21 protein-coding genes are annotated in these 17,215 nt (G+C 40.3%); 11 read left to right on the top strand and 10 right to left on the bottom strand.

Annotated features, from left to right (window positions below; translation table 11 throughout):
• Window positions 1-2: 2 nt before the first annotated feature.
• The 8 genes from mgtE to MUS1_RS03955 form a co-directional block, all read right to left on the bottom strand.
• On the bottom strand, window positions 3-1,358 hold the full coding sequence (mgtE, locus tag MUS1_RS03990) for a magnesium transporter (RefSeq protein WP_036159427.1): 1,356 nt from the start codon (window positions 1,356-1,358) through the stop codon (window positions 3-5).
• 7 nt (window positions 1,359-1,365) lie between these two features.
• A complete protein-coding gene (locus tag MUS1_RS03985) occupies window positions 1,366-1,635 on the bottom strand; it encodes an HPr family phosphocarrier protein (RefSeq protein ID WP_036159425.1) in 270 nt (89 codons plus the stop codon).
• An 8-nt stretch (window positions 1,636-1,643) separates the two neighbouring features.
• On the bottom strand, window positions 1,644-2,093 hold the full coding sequence (gene ptsN / locus MUS1_RS03980; protein ID WP_036159423.1) for a PTS IIA-like nitrogen regulatory protein PtsN: 450 nt from the start codon (window positions 2,091-2,093) through the stop codon (window positions 1,644-1,646).
• Window positions 2,094-2,110: 17 nt separating this feature from the next.
• Window positions 2,111-3,586 (bottom strand): RNA polymerase factor sigma-54, encoded by a 1,476-nt coding sequence (locus tag MUS1_RS03975; protein ID WP_036159421.1) that lies wholly within the window; start codon window positions 3,584-3,586, stop codon window positions 2,111-2,113.
• 75 nt (window positions 3,587-3,661) lie between these two features.
• The gene (lptB, locus tag MUS1_RS03970; protein WP_036159419.1) at window positions 3,662-4,387 is read right to left on the bottom strand and encodes an LPS export ABC transporter ATP-binding protein; all 726 of its coding nucleotides are present in this window, start codon (window positions 4,385-4,387) and stop codon (window positions 3,662-3,664) included.
• Window positions 4,388-4,897 carry a lipopolysaccharide transport periplasmic protein LptA gene (gene lptA / locus MUS1_RS03965; protein WP_036159417.1) on the bottom strand — a complete coding sequence of 170 codons (510 nt, stop codon included), beginning with the start codon at window positions 4,895-4,897 and terminating at the stop codon, window positions 4,388-4,390. It lies immediately after the preceding gene.
• Window positions 4,881-5,459 carry an LPS export ABC transporter periplasmic protein LptC gene (gene lptC / locus MUS1_RS03960; protein WP_036159415.1) on the bottom strand — a complete coding sequence of 193 codons (579 nt, stop codon included), beginning with the start codon at window positions 5,457-5,459 and terminating at the stop codon, window positions 4,881-4,883. The genes lptA and lptC overlap by 17 nt, the downstream gene beginning before the upstream one ends.
• On the bottom strand, window positions 5,459-6,439 hold the full coding sequence (locus MUS1_RS03955) for a calcium/sodium antiporter (protein WP_245595735.1): 981 nt from the start codon (window positions 6,437-6,439) through the stop codon (window positions 5,459-5,461). The genes lptC and MUS1_RS03955 overlap by 1 nt, the downstream gene beginning before the upstream one ends.
• Before the next feature lie 144 nt (window positions 6,440-6,583).
• Here MUS1_RS03955 and MUS1_RS03950 point away from each other — a divergent pair, with 144 nt between their 5' ends.
• The 9 genes from MUS1_RS03950 (at window position 6,584) to MUS1_RS03910 (ending at window position 13,523) form a co-directional block, all read left to right on the top strand.
• Complete coding sequence (locus MUS1_RS03950; RefSeq protein WP_425411731.1) at window positions 6,584-7,384, top strand: ABC transporter ATP-binding protein; 801 nt, start codon at window positions 6,584-6,586, stop codon at window positions 7,382-7,384.
• A complete protein-coding gene (gene mlaE / locus MUS1_RS03945) occupies window positions 7,381-8,163 on the top strand; it encodes a lipid asymmetry maintenance ABC transporter permease subunit MlaE (RefSeq protein ID WP_036159409.1) in 783 nt (260 codons plus the stop codon). Before MUS1_RS03950 ends, mlaE begins: the two co-directional genes overlap by 4 nt.
• Before the next feature lies 1 nt (window position 8,164).
• Window positions 8,165-8,629: an outer membrane lipid asymmetry maintenance protein MlaD gene (gene mlaD / locus MUS1_RS03940; protein ID WP_036159407.1), complete on the top strand. Its 465-nt coding sequence runs from the start codon at window positions 8,165-8,167 to the stop codon at window positions 8,627-8,629.
• A gap of 4 nt (window positions 8,630-8,633) precedes the next feature.
• A complete protein-coding gene (locus MUS1_RS03935; RefSeq protein WP_036159405.1) occupies window positions 8,634-9,254 on the top strand; it encodes an MlaC/ttg2D family ABC transporter substrate-binding protein in 621 nt (206 codons plus the stop codon).
• A 233-nt stretch (window positions 9,255-9,487) separates the two neighbouring features.
• A complete protein-coding gene (locus MUS1_RS03930; protein ID WP_036159403.1) occupies window positions 9,488-9,724 on the top strand; it encodes a BolA family protein in 237 nt (78 codons plus the stop codon).
• 25 nt (window positions 9,725-9,749) lie between these two features.
• A complete protein-coding gene (gene murA, locus MUS1_RS03925; protein WP_036159401.1) occupies window positions 9,750-11,012 on the top strand; it encodes a UDP-N-acetylglucosamine 1-carboxyvinyltransferase in 1,263 nt (420 codons plus the stop codon).
• A gap of 1 nt (window position 11,013) precedes the next feature.
• Window positions 11,014-11,658 carry an ATP phosphoribosyltransferase gene (hisG, locus tag MUS1_RS03920; RefSeq protein WP_036159399.1) on the top strand — a complete coding sequence of 215 codons (645 nt, stop codon included), beginning with the start codon at window positions 11,014-11,016 and terminating at the stop codon, window positions 11,656-11,658.
• Window positions 11,659-12,969 carry a histidinol dehydrogenase gene (gene hisD / locus MUS1_RS03915; protein WP_036159397.1) on the top strand — a complete coding sequence of 437 codons (1,311 nt, stop codon included), beginning with the start codon at window positions 11,659-11,661 and terminating at the stop codon, window positions 12,967-12,969. It abuts the gene before it with no gap.
• A 2-nt stretch (window positions 12,970-12,971) separates the two neighbouring features.
• Window positions 12,972-13,523: an SRPBCC family protein gene (locus MUS1_RS03910; protein ID WP_245595734.1), complete on the top strand. Its 552-nt coding sequence runs from the start codon at window positions 12,972-12,974 to the stop codon at window positions 13,521-13,523.
• A gap of 8 nt (window positions 13,524-13,531) precedes the next feature.
• Here the strand turns inward: MUS1_RS03910 and MUS1_RS03905 are convergent, their stop codons facing one another.
• Window positions 13,532-14,584 carry a S1C family serine protease gene (locus tag MUS1_RS03905; protein WP_036159394.1) on the bottom strand — a complete coding sequence of 351 codons (1,053 nt, stop codon included), beginning with the start codon at window positions 14,582-14,584 and terminating at the stop codon, window positions 13,532-13,534.
• A gap of 17 nt (window positions 14,585-14,601) precedes the next feature.
• Here MUS1_RS03905 and MUS1_RS03900 point away from each other — a divergent pair, with 17 nt between their 5' ends.
• Window positions 14,602-15,363 (top strand): Nif3-like dinuclear metal center hexameric protein, encoded by a 762-nt coding sequence (locus MUS1_RS03900; protein WP_036159392.1) that lies wholly within the window; start codon window positions 14,602-14,604, stop codon window positions 15,361-15,363.
• A 71-nt stretch (window positions 15,364-15,434) separates the two neighbouring features.
• On the opposite strand, the gene MUS1_RS03895 is transcribed toward MUS1_RS03900, so the two are convergent.
• A complete protein-coding gene (locus MUS1_RS03895; protein WP_036159390.1) occupies window positions 15,435-15,881 on the bottom strand; it encodes a ZapG family protein in 447 nt (148 codons plus the stop codon).
• 129 nt (window positions 15,882-16,010) lie between these two features.
• On the opposite strand from MUS1_RS03895, the gene zapE reads away from it, so the two are divergent.
• Complete coding sequence (zapE, locus tag MUS1_RS03890; protein ID WP_036159388.1) at window positions 16,011-17,111, top strand: cell division protein ZapE; 1,101 nt, start codon at window positions 16,011-16,013, stop codon at window positions 17,109-17,111.
• Window positions 17,112-17,215 lie beyond the last annotated feature (104 nt).

Below are 17,215 nucleotides of genomic sequence, written 5' to 3'. Positions count from 1 at the left end.
ACCTATATTAAAAAGATAGTAGCGAGGCCGAGGAAGGATAGAAAACCTACCACATCGGTCACAGTTGTCAAAATTACGCTGCCCGCCAGTGCGGGATCTACGCCAATTTTTTTTAAGAAAATTGGCAGAAGTGTACCAGTGGTTGCCGCAAATAGCAGGTTTATTATCGTAGCGGCAGCAATAATATAGGCAATCTTTATGTTGTCAAACCAAAGTGCGGTAAGTGCAGCTATCACCGTTGCCCATAATAGTCCATTCAGAAGGCCTACAATAATCTCTCTATTTAGTAGCCAGCGAGTATTGGCGGCGCCAATTTGATCCAATGCTATACCGCGAATCACAAGAGTTAGTACCTGTGAACCTGCAATTCCGCCCATGCTTGCAACAATCGGCATAAGAATGGCCAGAGCGACAACTTGGTCAAGCGTGTTTTGAAATAAACCAATGACGTAAGAAGCAATAAAGGCTGTTATCAAATTGACACCAAGCCATACTGCGCGTCTTTTGGTTGTTTTCATTATTGGTGAAAAAGTATCTTCGTCATCATCAAGGCCGGCCATGCTCAGCATGGAGTGTTCTGCCTCATCACGAATAACATCGACTACGTCATCAATGGTAATACGACCTAGTAGTTTTTTATTACTGCCATCGATAACGGGAGCAGAAACAAGATCCATTTTTTCAAAAAGTTGCGCAACTTCGCTGGCAGGCATTTCTGCTTCTATGACAGTGTATTCTGTTTCCATAATATCACGGACTGTTGCGTTAACATCTGAAACTAATAATTTTGTAAGAGGAAGAGTTCCTAGTAGTCGATCAGAGCGACTGACAACCAATAGGTTGTCGGTCATGTCTGGCAATGTGTTGTGCCTACGTAAATAACGAAAAACAATGTCTACAGTAATATTTGGACGAATGGTGATGGTGTCCGTGTTCATCAAGCCGCCGGCAGAATCTTCCGAATAGCTTAATAATGCTTCTACCCGCATTCTGTCTTGCGTGCTCATTGACGCAAGAACTTCTTTTACAATCGTTTCAGGTAGGTGTTGAAGTAAATCGGCAAGATCGTCGCTCTCAAAGCTTTCAGAGACGGCTATAAGTCGTTCAGTGTCCATGTCTCTCATGAACTGAACGCCAATATCTTCACTTAGGTATTGTAGAACTTCGCCTTCATTTTTTGAGTCGATTAATTCCCAAAGGAGTTTACGCTCCTTTGGTGGGGATGACTCTAATAGTCGGGCAACATCTTGTGCTGGCAAAGCACCGTTAAGTAAATAACGGATCTGCATCGTGGTACCGGATTCGAGTGATTCGGTGACCGTTTGGAGGTGAGCTAGAGTCGTTTTTTTCTCTGACATAGAGGTTTTACTCGTCTTCGTCAAAACAATTGTTAATTAGCTCAATAACCGCTTTAATGGCTTCCTCTTCATCTTCTCCATTTGTCTTGATAAGGATTTCCGTACCTTTACCAGCGGCTAGCATCATCATTGCCATAATGCTTTTTCCATCTACGTTACGACCTTCTTTTTCAATTGTGATATCACAAGAATAGCGAGACGTAGTTTCTACCAATTTTCCAGCGGCACGTGCATGCAAGCCTAATTTGTTGATGATTGTGACGGACTCTTCCTGCATGTGTTTTCCTATATTAATGAGTCAAATATATTGAATAAATCTTCGTTAGTTTGAGCTGCTCGTAATTGATCAAGCGCCTGAGGTGACTGGGCTAGTTCAGCAATCTGAGCCAATGTTGCTAAGTGTTGGTCGCACTCATGTGGTGGGACAATTAATGCAAAAATAAGATCGACGGATCTTTTGTCAATTGAGTCAAAATCAATAGGGTTTTGTAGTGACATAATCACAATCGCAGTATGGTTTGCTGATTCTAGACGGCAATGAGGAATGGCTATGCCATTACCTATACCAGTGCTGCCGAGCTTCTCTCGTCCTAATAATGCGTCATATACTGCTTCGTTATCACAATGTAGGCGATTTGACGCTACTTCTGACAAGCTTTCTAGAACGCGTTTTTTGCTGACAATATCTTGCTTTGCTAGAACTAGCTCAGCTTTTAATAATGATTTTAATGACATATTAAAATGGTATCCGTTTAGATCAATCGCTTACGTTCATTGGAGGGAGGGATGTTCATCGCCTCACGATATTTTGCTACAGTTCGTCGAGCAACTTGTATGCCTTGGTCAGCCAATATAATGGCTAATTTGTTATCACTTAATGGTTTTTTTGCAGGTTCATCAGAAACAAGCTTTTTAATCATAGCTCGTATTGCGGTAGAAGAGCATTCTCCACCAGACGCTGTACTAACATGGCTGGAGAAAAAATACTTAAGCTCAAAAATACCTTTAGGAGTGTGCATGTATTTTTGCGTTGTAACCCTAGATATTGTTGATTCATGCATTCCTACTTCTTCGGCAACATCATGAAGAACCATAGGTTTCATTGCTTCTTCGCCTAATTCGAAGAAATCAATCTGTCTGCTCACAATACAACTGGCCACTTTCAATAATGTTTCATTTCTACTTTGTAGACTTTTCATGAACCATTTAGCTTCTTGGAGCGATGTTTTAATATAGCTGATGTCTTCTGTTGTTACTGCGGATGTTGTTGCCATTGCAGAATAGGTTTCGTTAATTTTAATTGGAGGAAGGGCGTCATTGTTTAGCTCTACCTGCCAAGTGCCATTACGTTTTTTAACCGCTACATCTGGAATAACGTAATCCGTATCATCAGCATCGATCACTGAGCCAGGGCGCGGATTAAGTTGTTGAATTAAATCAACAACTTCTTTGAGTGCTTCATCTTTTAGTTTTGTTTTTCGGCTTAATTGGGCGAAGTCACGATTCCCTAATAAAGGCAGATAATGGTCAATAAGGTTGTGAGTACTTTTATAAAGTGGGTGGTTTTGAAATGCTTCTAGTTGAACCAATAGCGAATCACGTAAGTCAATTGAGCAAACGCCAACAGGATCAAAGCGCTGTAATCTATGTTGAACCGCAATCACTTCTTCTATGTCTAAGTCTTCTAACTCAACGGCAAGAGATTCCCAGATTTCATCTGTTGATATGCTGAGGTAACCATCAGGTTGAACGCATTCAATAATGGCATAAGCTATTTCAATGTCTCTGTCAGATATATGAGTTAAATTTAATTGCCAAATTAAATGATCTTGGATGCTTTCAGTTGGCGCATTGCGACTTTCAAAGTCACCATCACCTTCATAACTATTGTTATCACTAACGGCTGCAGAGCTTTGATATGTGTCGTCCCAGCTACTGTCTATAGACAGTTCTTCAGGAATGTTTTCAGTCCATTCGGATTCCACTCGAGCTTCTTCGCTTGAGTTACTATCTACAGAATTATCAGTGCTTTTAGATTCAATGCTAGCCGGTGTTTCATTATGAAGCAGTTCATCATCATCAAGTTCAAGGAGGGGGTTTGACTCAAGAAATTCATGTATTTCTTGTTTTAGGTCCAACGTAGAAAGCTGCAGCAAGCGAATGGCTTGTTGCAGTTGTGGTGTCATGGTCAGCTGTTGACCGAGTTTTAATTGCAAAGACTGCTTCATAGAGCAACTCTTCTTATTTGAATGAATTGGAACGAGTTGTGCATACTACTCCCTTTCTACAGCAATGATAAGGGGTTACAGACGGAAGTCATCGCCTAAATAAACCTTTTTGACTTGTTCATTGTTGATGACTGCCTTCGCATCTCCAGATGCAATGATATAGCCATTACCAACAATATAAGCTTTGTCACAAATGTCGAGAGTTTCTCGGACATTATGGTCGGTAATGAGAACGCCAATACCGCTTTCTTGAAGGTGTTTGATGATCAGTTTTATGTCGCCAACAGAAATTGGGTCGACACCGGCAAAAGGCTCATCCAAAAGAATGAACTTCGGATTCATCGCAACGGCTCTTGCTATTTCTACTCGGCGACGTTCTCCGCCAGAAAGTGCCATGCCTAAGTTTTTACGGATATGGGTGATATGAAATTCTTCTAGGAGCTCTTCTAATCTGATGTTTTGCTCTGCTTTCGTTAATGTTTTGCGCGTTTCTAATATGGCCGAAATATTGTCTTCAACAGACATTTTTCGAAAAATAGAGGCTTCTTGAGGTAAGTATCCAATACCTTTTTGAGCACGAGTATGCATGGCGTTACTGGTGATGTCGTTACCATCAATGAATATGCCGCCAGCATCATTAGCAACCATGCCAACTATCATATAAAAACACGTAGTTTTGCCAGCGCCATTTGGGCCGAGCAAACCAACAGCTTGTCCCGATTCAACAGATATCGAAACGTCTTTGACGACTTGTCTTTTTTTGTAGCTCTTAGCTAGGTTCTTTGCTTCTAGTAAAGCCATCTATTTTGTTGCCTTAGTTGCTTGTGGTTGTAGGGTCATTGATACGCGACCTGTGTCTTTTTTCTCAGCGTTAAATGTGCCGTCATCGATCATATAAAGAATGTAGTCTGCTGAAATGGAATTTTGCATACGGCTTAGGTAGCCATTTCCCATTATTTCAAGTTTAGATTCACTTGTTGAATAGTGGATCTCATCACCTTTACTGATGACAATGTTGCCACTCCAATCTACTTGTTGGCTAAATTTGGCAGGTGTACCACTTGCTTCTAGGCTTGTGAATTTGCGAGAGCTTTGATCTGTTGAAACTCTTAAATATTCAGCCTCTATTTCAATAGAACCTTGTTTAATGAATACATTGCCTTTATAGATGGCTTCACCTGTATTTTGGTCAAATGAGGCCTCATCAGCCTGAATTTCTAATGGTTTGTTTGTATCATCAGGAAGTGCGTAAGTGTATTGGCCGATTAAAGCTAAAGTAAGTAAAGCGCTAAAGTTAATGAGCTGTTTCATATTTTCCTCGTACAGATCCTGTCATGATGACTTCTTCTGAATTTATAAAAGTGGTAATTGTATCAGCAGAGGTTTTTCCTTGAGTGGAGAAAAGAATAGCATTGTCTCTGCTTGTTAACGATTGATCTTTGTCTAGATAATGTACGCTGTCTGCATTTAGATATATATCTTCAGATGTCAGGTATGTTTTTTTCGCGCTCGCATTTTCTGTTAATAGAATATCATTACTTCCGTCTTCAATAACTCCTTTATCTGCTTTTGCGCTCCAGCTGCCAGATTTTGATAGACGCTTTACGTCAGGTTTCTCCAATAATGTTTTGGATTGAGAGATGTAATGAAGTGTTTGATCTGCATTGATAGTTTCAATTAAGAAGCCATTATTATCAAATTCTTTCACGGTTACTTTAGTGATGAAGTAGTCTGGAGCGGTGCTGAGTGATTCTGTTCGTACAAGGTTTTGTGTTGGCGCTACACCATACCAAAATGTAAAAATAACCAATGCAAGAATGACCGTATAAATAGTTAATGATTTCAACGAAAGTAACTTGTTAACGTTAAGCATTATACTGAGCTACTTGTACTGATTATAAATAAGTAAATAGCGTAAGACGCTAGAAGTAGCAATCCTATCCATTTAGGTATGCTGCCATTTTTACTTTTCTTAAATAAATAGATCATGAAAGCCAGTGCAATTGTAAGCCCTAGAACCCATGGGTAATCCCGGCTAACAATATTTGCATCGATAAGTCCTGGAGCTATAAGTGCGGGTAAAGGTAAAACAGTTGCTAGGTTGAAAATGTTTGAGCCCAATATGTTGCCAATCGCAATATCATGATGGCCTTTTCTGACGCTGCTTACCGATGCGGCTAATTCTGGGAGGCTTGTTCCAATAGCAACAATAGTTAGACCAATAATTAGTTCGCTGACGCCTAGACCGGTTGCAATACCGATTGCGCCCCAAACCAATAGTTTAGAACTCCCAATAAGTACAATAAGTCCAATAAAAGCGGTGATTAAGGATTTTACTATAGAAATGTTCTCGTCTTCGGATAGCGCCTCTTCTAGGGTGTCTTCAAGATCTTTGCTGCCTCGTAACAAAATTGTTAAGACAATAATAAAGGTGATAATTAATATAACGCCATCCAATATCGTAAGATGTTGGTCGTAAAGTAAAAAGCCAGTTAATAGTGTTACTGCCAATACAAGAGGAACTTCTTTGGTCGATAATCCTTTTGCAATTGGGATTGCAGAGAATAATAAAGTTACACCAAGCACAAGTGCAATATTTGCAATGTTAGAGCCTAGTACGTTCCCAATTGCAATTTCTGGCGCGTTATCAAATGCGGCTATTGCGGAAACAACCATTTCAGGTGCTGATGTTCCTAAGGCCACCAATGTGATGCCAATAACCATTGGGTTGACGTTAAGCTTTTCTGCTACTAGAGCAGAGTTTTCTATGAATTTATCGGAACTGACGACTAAAAGAATTAACCCTGCAATTAGGGCGATAGAAAATAACAACATGATATTGAAATTACTCATAAAAATCGAAGATACTATTTAATGAGGTTTAGGGTTGAAATTCAAGACTTGATCTAAGAAACAAATTGAATTTGGAGTTCATGCGATTTTATTTAGGAAGGGGCGGTGATAGTATCTGCTGATATTAGACTGGGATAAAAAGGTGTGTCAGTGGTAGATGCTTATATAAATGTCCAAAATCTTAGCTTTTCTAGGGGGGAACATGTCATCTATAAAGATATTTCTCTTACTATTCCGCGCGGTAAAATTACCGCCATTATGGGGCCTAGTGGCACGGGTAAAACAACGCTGTTGCGTTTGATCGCGGCACAATTGGCACCAGACCAAGGCTCTATTTTAGTTGATGGACAAAATGTCCATGCTTTATCTCGCTCAGACCTCTATAAATTAAGAGAGAAAATGGGGATGCTTTTCCAAAGTGGTGCTCTATTTAGTGATATGACAGTAGAAGAGAATGTTGCTTTTCCGATGGAGGAGCATACAAAGTTGGATCGAGACGAAATCCATCGAATTGTCTCGGAGAAATTGCACAGTGTAGGCTTGCGCGGCGCGGCTCAATTAATGCCTTCTGAGTTGTCTGGTGGTATGGCACGTCGTGTTGCATTAGCGCGAGCTGTTGCTCTGGATCCTGATTTGGTTATGTATGACGAACCTTTTACTGGGCAGGACCCCATATCAAAAGGGGTTTTGGTTAAGCTGATTCGTCAGCTTAATGATGCCGCTAAGATCACTTCTGTTTTAGTATCGCATGATGTTGAAGAATCATTATCTATTGCTGATCATGTTTGTATTTTAGCTGGTGGGCGAGTGATAGCGGAGGGTTCTGCAGAAGCTATACGTGCATCGGAAGACCCTCAAGTAAAACAGTTTCTAAATGGTGAGCCTGATGGCCCTGTTCCATTTCATTACCCTGAAGCAGAGTCTTCCGATAAGGCGGCACTATGAAAGCAATTACGGATTTAGGTGGGTGGCTGCTTAATTGGTTAGAAGCGGTTGGTCGAGCTGGAATTTTTTTAGCTCAAAGTGTTTTTAGATTTCCAGTGCGTTTAAATGAATCTATTAATTTATTAGTGAAACAACTTTATTCTGTTGGCGTTTTATCCTTAGTAATTGTTGTTGTTTCCGGCGCTTTTATAGGCATGGTTTTAGCTCTTCAGGGTTACAGTATTCTTGCTAAGTTTGGTTCGGAGGATGCGGTAGGTCAACTGTTGGCCCTGGCTTTATTGAGAGAGTTAGCTCCAGTTGTTACTGCTTTATTGTTTGCTGGGCGTGCTGGCTCTTCGTTAACGGCAGAAATTGGGCTGATGAAAGCAACCGAACAGCTATCAAGTTTTGAGATGATGGGGGTTGATCCTCTTCGTAGGGTTATTGCACCTCGATTTATTGCAGGTGTGATTTGTTTGCCTTTGCTTAGTATTATATTTTCGGCAACAGGGATAATTGGTGGACTTGTTGTGTCTGTTGGTTGGCTTGGTGTTCATGATGGTGCTTTTTGGTCATTGATGCAGCAGTCTGTTTATTTTGATACAGACATCATTAATGGTTTTATCAAGGCGGTGTGCTTTGCAATTGTTGTTACTTGGATTGCGGTATATCAGGGGTACGAGTGTCTTCCTACTTCCGAAGGGATAGGTAAAGCAACAACGCGTACCGTTGTTTTGGGATCGTTAGCTATTTTGGCACTGGATTTTATATTAACTGCCGCCATGTTTGGGGATTTTTAGAATGAGAAATAAACGTACTGAATTGTTTGTTGGGTGCTTTATCGTATTAGGCGTCCTAGCTTTTGTGTATCTGGCGGTTCAAGTAAGCGGGCTTGCGTTTTCTGGTAAGAAAGATACCTATCAAATTGTTGCCCGTTTTAATGATATTGGTGGTTTAAGTGATCGTGCTAAAGTTACGATTGCGGGTGTTGCTGTTGGTGATGTTGAATCAATCTCGTTTGATAAAGAGTTATATATGGGGTTGGTGAAAATGAACATCGTATCTGATGTTAATAATATTCCTACGGATAGCTCAGTTGCAATCTTAACGAGTGGATTGTTAGGGGAAAAGTATCTTGGGATTTCAATCGGTGCTGAAGATGATGTGCTGGTTGAAGGTGATGAAATTTACGATACGCAATCAGCTCTTGTTTTAGAGAACCTTATTAGTCAGTTTTTGTTTAAATCTGATGATTCTGAGGAATAAATAGATGTTCAAAGTTTTATCAAAAGTATTTTTGGTCGTTGCTTTTTTTGGTGCGAGTTTATCTTGGTCTCAAGATGATGAAGGGGCGAGGAATGCTGTTATTTCGATGGTTGATGCATTTCGCACTGAGATTGTTGAAGATAAAGAGATTTTAGCTCAAGACCCTAAGCTTCTAGAGGAGCGAGTTAACGCTATCTTGGAAAAAATCATCAATTTTGATGATTTTTCTAAAAAAGTAATGGGTAAGTATTATCGACGTGCATCGCCAGAGCAGCGTGTGCGTTTTGCTAGTGTAACGAAAGATACCTTATTACAAACATACGGTTCTTCTTTGCTTGAACTGGACGCAGATCGCATTAATGTTTTACCTTTAGGTCCTCAAGGGCGAGGTAGGGAAACGAAAGTGGATGTTGATTTTCAGATGGAATCTGGTGGCCTGCTAAATATCACATTTCATATGCAAGATACGAAAGAAGGTGATTGGGTTTTAAGTAATATTGTTATTAATAATATCAATTTTGGCCAGACGTTCCGTAAGCAATTTGCAGTGATGATGGAGCAGAACAAAAACGATATAGAGTCTGCTATTGGCGCTTGGCAAAAATCGTTAGCGAAAAAAACTTAATCTGATAAGTTGATTTTTTACAGCATTAAAAATCCGATTTCATGGTGTGGAATCGGATTTTTTTTTGTATTATCGGTAGCCTTTGTGACATTTACCTCTGTGGTAGTGTCAGTCTTCGATAAAATATTGGAAAACATATAGTTTTTTCTTAAGAGTTGGCTTAAGGGTGTTAAGTAGTTGGCTTTACTGATGTAGAATGTAAATAACTGAGATTTTTATATATTGGAGCGACTGTGAACGCAGGTGAAGTTAAAGTACTTTTAGAATCCTCTATCCCTGATTGCGAAGTGATTGCAGAGGGAGAAGGTTGTAATTTTCAAGTGGTTGTTGTGAGTAGTGAGTTTGAAGGTCTTTCTACTGTTAAAAGACAGCAACTAGTGTATTCACATCTTCAAGATGCGATTGCAAGCGGTGCCATTCATGCGGTGACAATGAAGACCTATACACCAGAGCAAAACAATAAGCTGTAAAAGCGATTATTAAGAGATTGAAAATATGGATAAGCTTCTAATTACCGGTGGTATTCGGCTAAATGGAACGGTTCGCGCCTCTGGTGCAAAAAATGCCGCATTGCCTATTTTGGCAGCCACTTTATTAACTAAAGAATTGATTACAATTACAAACTTACCTCACTTGCACGACATTACTACCATGCTTGAGCTTCTAGGCTCTATGGGGTGTGGTGTTGTTTTAGATGAAAAAATGGGCGTGCAGTTAGATGTTTCAACATTAAATAATTGTGAAGCGCCTTATGATTTAGTGAAAACTATGCGAGCTTCCATTTTGGTTCTTGGGCCTTTAGTTAGCCATTTCGGTAAAGCGGTTGTCTCTTTGCCTGGCGGTTGTGCGATTGGTAGTCGTCCAGTCGATTTACATTTACGTGGTCTAGAGGCAATGGGCGCAACTATTTCCGTCGACAGTGGTGACATTGTTGCCAGCGTCGATGGTCGCTTGAAAGGCGCGCGCATCTTTTTTGACAAGGTGACTGTGACAGGTACTGAAAACCTACTAATGGCTGCAACATTGGCTGATGGCGAGACGATTTTAGAAAATGCGGCTCGTGAACCGGAAGTTGTAGATCTTGCTGAATGCTTAATCGCGATGGGTGCGAAAATAACGGGTCATGGTACAGACACAATCGTAATTCAAGGCGTAGAAGCTTTACATGGTGCTACTTATCCGGTTATGCCAGATCGTATTGAAACAGGTACGTTTCTAGTTGCGGCAGCAATCACTGGCGGTAAAGTCAAAGTTATTGATACTGATGTAAAGTCTCTTGAGGCCGTACTTGCTAAATTAGAAGAAGCTGGTGCGAAAGTAACGTGTGGTGAAGACTGGATAGAAGTTGATATGGATGGTCGTCGCCCTAATGCTGTTAATATTAGTACTGCACCTTATCCGGCTTTCCCTACGGATATGCAGGCACAATTTGTCGCGTTAAACTCTGTTGCTAATGGCGTTGGTCGAGTGATAGAAAATATTTTCGAAAACCGGTTTATGCATGTTGATGAAATGCTCCGTATGGGGGCTGATATTGAAGTAAATGGCAATACTGCCATTGTTCGTGGTTGTAAGTCCTTGAAAGGTGCGCCAGTAATGGCGACAGATTTACGAGCATCAGCAAGCTTAGTGCTTTCTGCACTAGTTGCGGACGGTGATACGAAAATTGATCGTATTTATCATATTGACCGTGGCTATGAGTGTATTGAGGAAAAGTTTGGTTCATTAGGTGCAAAAATTTCACGGGTTTTAAATTAATATGAGTAAGACGTTAACGATTGCACTATCGAAAGGTCGCATTCTTGGAGAGACTTTGCCGCTTCTAGAAAAAGCGAACATTGTTCCTGTTGAAGATATTAGTAAAAGTCGTAAGCTGATTTTTGATACAAATCATGAACATATCAAGTTGGTTATTTTACGCGCCACTGATGTCCCGACTTATGTTGAGCATGGTGTTGCTGATTTTGGCGTTGCCGGGAAAGATGTTTTGATGGAGGCGTCTACAAAAAATCTTTATGAATTGCTTGATCTTAAAATTGCAAAGTGTCGTTTGATGACCGCAGGCGTTGTGGGTCAATCTCTTCCAAATCGACGTTTAAAAGTAGCTTCTAAATTTACTAAAACAGCGAAAGCCTATTTTGCTGAGCAAGGCGTTCAGGCTGATGTTATTAAGCTGTACGGTGCAATGGAATTGGCTCCTATTATGGGGCTGGCTGATTTGATTGTTGATATTGTCGATACAGGGAATACATTGAAGGCAAATGGGCTTGAAGCTCGAGAGTTGATTGCACCTATTAGTACGCGTTTGGTTGTAAATAAAGCGGCATATAAAACAAAATATTCTGAAATTGAGCCGATTCTAGAAATGATTAGGCGTGCAGTTGAAGAAGGTGAGGATAAGTAGTTGAACCTTAATATTCGAAATTTCATTTCTAGTTCTGATGACTTTCGTTCAGAGTTGGATGCTTTACTTGCATGGGATTCTGTCTCTGATGCGACTGTTCAAAAGTCGGTTGCGGACATTGTCGAACAGGTTCGACTTAGCGGTGATAGTGCGGTAGTTGAGTTTACAAATCGTTTTGATCGTCGTCAGGTTGTATCTTCTTCGGAACTAGAGATATCTAGAGAAGAGCTTGCTCTAGCCAAAGACCGTGTGAGTCCGGAGTTGATTCTAAGTTTAGAAGCCGCAGCAAAGCGAGTTTATGACTATCATGAACGTCAGAAGCAGCCTTCTTGGAGTTATCAGGAAGAGAATGGCACTTTGTTAGGTCAAAAGGTGACGCCTTTGGATCGTGTAGGTGTTTATGTGCCAGGTGGTAAAGCGGCTTATCCGTCTTCTGTTTTAATGAATGTAATGCCAGCTAAAGTAGCAGGTGTTGGTGACATTATAATGGTTGTACCGACACCAGATGGTTTTGTTAATGACATCGTTTTAGCAGCAGCTTATATAGCAGGTGTTGATCGTGTATTTACTATTGGTGGTGCGCAAGCCGTTGCTGCATTGGCTTTTGGTACTGAAACTATACCGAAAGTCGATAAGATAGTGGGGCCTGGTAACATCTACGTGGCAACAGCTAAGAAGATGGTGTTTGGCGTTGTTGGCATTGATATGATTGCTGGGCCGTCTGAAATTTTGGTTGTGTGTGATGGCAAGACGGATCCAGATTGGATTGCAATGGATTTGTTTTCTCAGGCTGAGCATGATGAAGACGCTCAATCAATTCTAATATCTCCAGATTTGGATTTTATCAAAGCGGTAAAACTATCAATGGAGCGTTTGATTGAAACGCAAACTCGTAAAGATATTATTAAAGTTTCGTTAGAGAATCGCGGTGCTTTTATTCATGTGAAAGATATGGATGAAGCGATGGATATTGCGAACATTGTGGCTGCTGAACATCTTGAGTTGTCCATTGAAGATCCGGAAAAATGGGCAGAAAAAATACGTCATGCTGGCGCTATTTTTATGGGGCGACATACACCGGAAGCGTTAGGTGATTATTGTGCTGGACCAAACCATGTTCTTCCGACCTCTGGTACGGCTAGATTCTCGTCACCTCTTGGTGTTTATGATTTTCAAAAGCGTAGCTCATTGATTTATTGTTCTCCTGAAGGTGCAAGTGAGTTAGCTAAAATAGCCTCACCTTTGGCTCGAGGTGAGTCTCTAGAGGCTCACGCTATGTCTGCAGAATATCGCATTTTAAAGGATGATTAATTGTGGGTAATGCTACTCACCCAGCGGCACTTTATCAGCTCAGAAAAGTGACACGCATTTTAGCGCTTATTATTTTGGTTGTAATTGTTGTTGGTCTTTTCTTGCCAACTGACTATCGCGTCGAGAGGAGCATTGTAATTGATGCTTCTCAAGACGAAATTCAGCAAAAAATGTTTCGAGGTGATTATCTACCTAACTGGATGTTTGTCCAGAATGGTAAGGTTGATTCATTTGAGGGTGTTTTGAACGAAGGTGATTCCGTTGCTTTGTCTTATGACGATGTGGCGGAGCAAGGCTTATTGTCTTTGGTTGAATTGTCTTATCGTTCAGTATTGTTTGATGTTCGTCCTAAGCCGAAGATGAATCAAGTCCATAATGAAATTTCATTTCAATCTAACGGTGGTAGTGGAACAGAGGTGGCTTGGGTTATTGAAGGAGACTTAAGTGTTGGGCTGCTAGGGCCTTATCTTGCTTTATTTGCTAATGATATCGCGGGTAATAATTTTGAAAAAAGCCTGCAGCAATTGAAAGAAGTAATAGAGCTTAGCCGTTAATTTTATTTCTAATAATTGATTCTTTGCATTGCTGGTTGTTTTTCTAACATGATGTCGGTTTGATAGGATTGCTGTCCACGAATACCTAATAGTGAAATGCTCGTTCCTGGTTTAAGAGACGTAATGAGACGTTTAATTTGGAAGGGGTCTTCGCTAGGAGTGTCGTTAATTTCAAGTATTATGTCGCCAATTTCTATGCCTGCTTTTTCGGCTGGGCTTTCTTTTGTTATTTCATTTACTAATAGTCCATGATTGGAGGGTAGGGAGAGGCTGTCTGCTAATGATAGTGTTATTTTCTGTGCCTCCATGCCTAAATATCCTCGCACTACTTCGCCATGCTTAATGATGTCTGTCATAACAATAATTGCATCGTCTATTGGTGTTGCAAACCCAATTCCTTGGGAACCTCCTGTGCTTGAGTAAATCGCGGAGCTAATCCCTATTAACTCACCTTTCAAATTTACTAAGGCTCCACCGGAGTTTCCAGGATTAATAGCGGCGTCCGTTTGTAGGAAGTTTTCGTAGGTATTTAGGCCAATGCTGTTTCTGCCTTTTGCGCTAATGATTCCTGCTGTTACAGTTTGCCCTATGCCAAATGGGTTCCCTATGGCAAGGATGCGATCGCCTATGAAAATGTTATTACTTTCTCCTATTTTGATATTGGGAAGATTTGGAAGGTCTATTTTTAAAACGGCTAAATCTGTCGCCGGATCTGATCCTATAAGTTTTGCTTCAATGCGTCGATCATCGTTTAGCGCAATAATAATGCTTTGGGCGTTTTGGATGACATGGTGATTAGTGAGGATGAAGCCGTCTTTAGTTGCGATAACGCCAGAGCCAAGATTGATGCTGTGTGCAGGTGTGTTTGAACCGTTAATACTTTTCTTTGGTTTAACTTGAGAGTAAATATTAACAACAGAAGGTGTGGCGATTTGAACGGGAAGAGAGTAGCCAGAATCTACCGTTTTTTGCTTTTCTTGTATAAGTAAGGTGGCTAAACCTATACAAGTGCCAGCTAGAATAGAGATAATGACTGTTGTTCCGTAAGTCTTTTGCTTCATAAAGTTAAGGAGTTGTTTTGCTACGCAGTGAATTTGAGTTATTGCTTAATCAAACGTTAAGCCCACATCTTTTTAAAGATTATGCGCCCAATGGTTTGCAGGTGGAAGGGAAAAAAGAAATTAACAGGGTCGTGACAGGTGTTACGGCAAGTCAGGCGTTAATTGATGCTGCAATAGAATATAGGGCGGACGCTATTTTTGTCCATCATGGTTATTTCTGGAAAAATGAAACGCCAGAAATTGTTGGAATGAAGTATAGGCGTATTTCTGCCCTCATTAAAAATGATATTAACTTGTATGGTTACCATTTGCCATTGGATGCGCACCCAGAATTTGGAAATAATGCAGGTTTAGCTGATGCTATTGGCTTAGTGAATCGAAATGGGCTGCAGTTAGGTTTCTCGCTTGAAGAGTCGATTGGTTTGGTTGGTGAATTAGATGGGCTTATGTCGGTAGATGCTTTTCAAGGATTAGTTGAGCAGGCTGTTGGGCGTAAAGTGTTGTTTGAAAATGTAGGTGACAAAGAGATACGTAAAGTTGCTCTTTGTACTGGTGGGGCGCAAGGCTATATAGAGCAAGCGGTTTCAGTAAATGCAGATGTTTTTATAACGGGTGAAGTTTCAGAGCAAACTATACACATCGCGCGCGAAATGGGGATTCACTTTATTGCTGCGGGTCATCATGCTACTGAGCGTTTTGGTGTGCAATCTATGGCTAGTTTTTTAGCGGAAAAGCATGGTTTGGATGCTGTGTTCATTGATATAGACAATCCCGCTTGATTGAAAAGTTTAGGTGGAAAAAAAATGGGCCTTAAGGCCCATTTTTTGATATCTGTGTCAACGTTAAGGTTTTAAATTGAGCGTTTAGGTTCTAAATCTTCTTTTTCGCCCAGGCCAAATGTTTCACTTAACATTCCAGGCTCTTTGTCTGTTTTAAGGGCGTAGTCTCTTGGTGGTGCAGCAGTATCAGGTGTTTCTAGTTCATCTACTTTACTGGTGCTTTTCTCGATAACTACATTACTTAATTGTTTTGAGTTATCTGCAAGGTTGTTTCTTAGGCTTTCAAGGCGCTTTTCAATAGCCATTAGCTGTTCATTACTATCGAAGAAGAAATTATCAATAATAACTTGTTTGCTATCTAGCTCTTGTTGTAGTGACTTCATAGTCACTACATTTGAATTGGAGTTGATTTGCTCGTTTACCCTTTTTGCATTGAGGCGTTTAAGGGCATAACAGGCAATGCAGCCAATTATGATGCCAGTAATAAATATAATGATATTAAATTCTTCTAAGTTCATAACTTTCTCCAAAAAGCAGTCGTTATATTATAGCCGAAACATTACCTTCGATAATAGCTTGATAGGTGTTGTTTAATGTGCAATTTGCTAGAATATGAATAATTCATTTATTCAAGCAAAAGAGCGACGATGACACCTATTACACGTTATAAACAAGATTTAACAAGAGATGATTTTAATTATGATCCAGCTCAAGAAGAAGCGGTAGAGGCTCTTCAAGATTTATTTGACCGTTTAGTGGCAGACCAAGGGAATTCGTCTCCTGCTGGGTTCTTAAGCAAATTTCGAAAAAAGAAAGCGCCAGCGGTAGAAAAAGGATTGTATTTCTGGGGTGGGGTAGGTCGCGGTAAGACTTATTTGATGGATACTTTTTTTGATTGTTTACCAACAGATAAAAAAATGCGTCTGCATTTTCACCGATTTATGCAGATGGTTCATCAAGAGTTGCGTAAACTGAGTGATGTGAAAAATCCTTTGGAAATTGTGGGTAAAGAAATTTCATCTAAGGCGCAGGTTTTATGTTTTGATGAATTTTTTGTTACTGATATTACCGACGCAATGATATTGGCAGGTTTACTGGAAGTGTTGTTTGAAAATGGTACAACCCTAGTGGCAACTTCAAATATTGAACCCGATGGTTTGTATAAAAATGGTTTGCAGCGCGCGCGTTTTTTACCCGCAATTGCCCTTGTTAATAAGCATACTAGGGTTATGAATGTTGATGGTGGTATAGATTATCGACTGCGAACATTGAAGCAGGCTAAGCTATATCATTATCCTTTAGGTGAGGCTGCAGATAGTCAACTTCATGAACGCTTTATGAGCTTGATCTCTGATGCGTCTCATATTGTTGAAGGTGGGGTAGTCGAGATAGAAGGGCGAGGAATACCGCTAATTCGTAGTTGTGAAGACCTGGCATGGTTTGATATTAAAGCCTTGTGTGATGGCCCAAGAAGTCAGATAGACTACATAGAAATAGCGCGCTTCTATTCTACTGTTATTATTTCAAATTTGCCGCAAATGGATTCATCAAGAGATGATCTTGCTCGACGTTTTATCAATTTGGTTGATGAATTTTATGACCGCCATGTGAAGGTGATCTTTTCAGCTGAAGTGGCTATTCCTGATATTTATACAGGGACTCGATTGTCTTTTGAATACGACCGTACAGTTAGTCGGTTATTGGAAATGCAATCTGAAGAGTATTTGTCTTTAGAGCATCGCCCATAGTGCTATTTCAGCTTTCTTCTTCTTAGGTGTTGTTGTATACTTCGCTCGCCTTTTTAAAGGTAAGTGCACGTTTATTAAATATCTAATATTTAATAAACCAATAA

Source organism: Marinomonas ushuaiensis DSM 15871 (assembly GCF_000521805.1).
In the GTDB taxonomy this organism is placed as follows: domain Bacteria; phylum Pseudomonadota; class Gammaproteobacteria; order Pseudomonadales; family Marinomonadaceae; genus Marinomonas; species Marinomonas ushuaiensis.
The sequence above is the reverse complement of the archived record's forward strand: the minus strand, read 5'-3'. Positions and strand labels throughout refer to the sequence as shown.

What these genes read in the sequence shown, in the direction of transcription:
- mgtE (WP_036159427.1), bottom strand. Translation starts at nt 1,358, where the DNA reads ATGTCAGAGAAAAAAACGACTCTAGCTCACCTCCAAACGGTCACCGAA.
- MUS1_RS03985 (WP_036159425.1), bottom strand. Translation starts at nt 1,635, where the DNA reads ATGCAGGAAGAGTCCGTCACAATCATCAACAAATTAGGCTTGCATGCA.
- ptsN (WP_036159423.1), bottom strand. Translation starts at nt 2,093, where the DNA reads ATGTCATTAAAATCATTATTAAAAGCTGAGCTAGTTCTAGCAAAGCAA.
- MUS1_RS03975 (WP_036159421.1), bottom strand. Translation starts at nt 3,586, where the DNA reads ATGAAGCAGTCTTTGCAATTAAAACTCGGTCAACAGCTGACCATGACA.
- lptB (WP_036159419.1), bottom strand. Translation starts at nt 4,387, where the DNA reads ATGGCTTTACTAGAAGCAAAGAACCTAGCTAAGAGCTACAAAAAAAGA.
- lptA (WP_036159417.1), bottom strand. Translation starts at nt 4,897, where the DNA reads ATGAAACAGCTCATTAACTTTAGCGCTTTACTTACTTTAGCTTTAATC.
- lptC (WP_036159415.1), bottom strand. Translation starts at nt 5,459, where the DNA reads ATGCTTAACGTTAACAAGTTACTTTCGTTGAAATCATTAACTATTTAT.
- MUS1_RS03955 (WP_245595735.1), bottom strand. Translation starts at nt 6,439, where the DNA reads ATGAGTAATTTCAATATCATGTTGTTATTTTCTATCGCCCTAATTGCA.
- mlaE (WP_036159409.1), top strand. Translation starts at nt 7,381, where the DNA reads ATGAAAGCAATTACGGATTTAGGTGGGTGGCTGCTTAATTGGTTAGAA.
- mlaD (WP_036159407.1), top strand. Translation starts at nt 8,165, where the DNA reads ATGAGAAATAAACGTACTGAATTGTTTGTTGGGTGCTTTATCGTATTA.
- MUS1_RS03935 (WP_036159405.1), top strand. Translation starts at nt 8,634, where the DNA reads ATGTTCAAAGTTTTATCAAAAGTATTTTTGGTCGTTGCTTTTTTTGGT.
- murA (WP_036159401.1), top strand. Translation starts at nt 9,750, where the DNA reads ATGGATAAGCTTCTAATTACCGGTGGTATTCGGCTAAATGGAACGGTT.
- hisG (WP_036159399.1), top strand. Translation starts at nt 11,014, where the DNA reads ATGAGTAAGACGTTAACGATTGCACTATCGAAAGGTCGCATTCTTGGA.
- MUS1_RS03905 (WP_036159394.1), bottom strand. Translation starts at nt 14,584, where the DNA reads ATGAAGCAAAAGACTTACGGAACAACAGTCATTATCTCTATTCTAGCT.
- MUS1_RS03895 (WP_036159390.1), bottom strand. Translation starts at nt 15,881, where the DNA reads ATGAACTTAGAAGAATTTAATATCATTATATTTATTACTGGCATCATA.
- zapE (WP_036159388.1), top strand. Translation starts at nt 16,011, where the DNA reads ATGACACCTATTACACGTTATAAACAAGATTTAACAAGAGATGATTTT.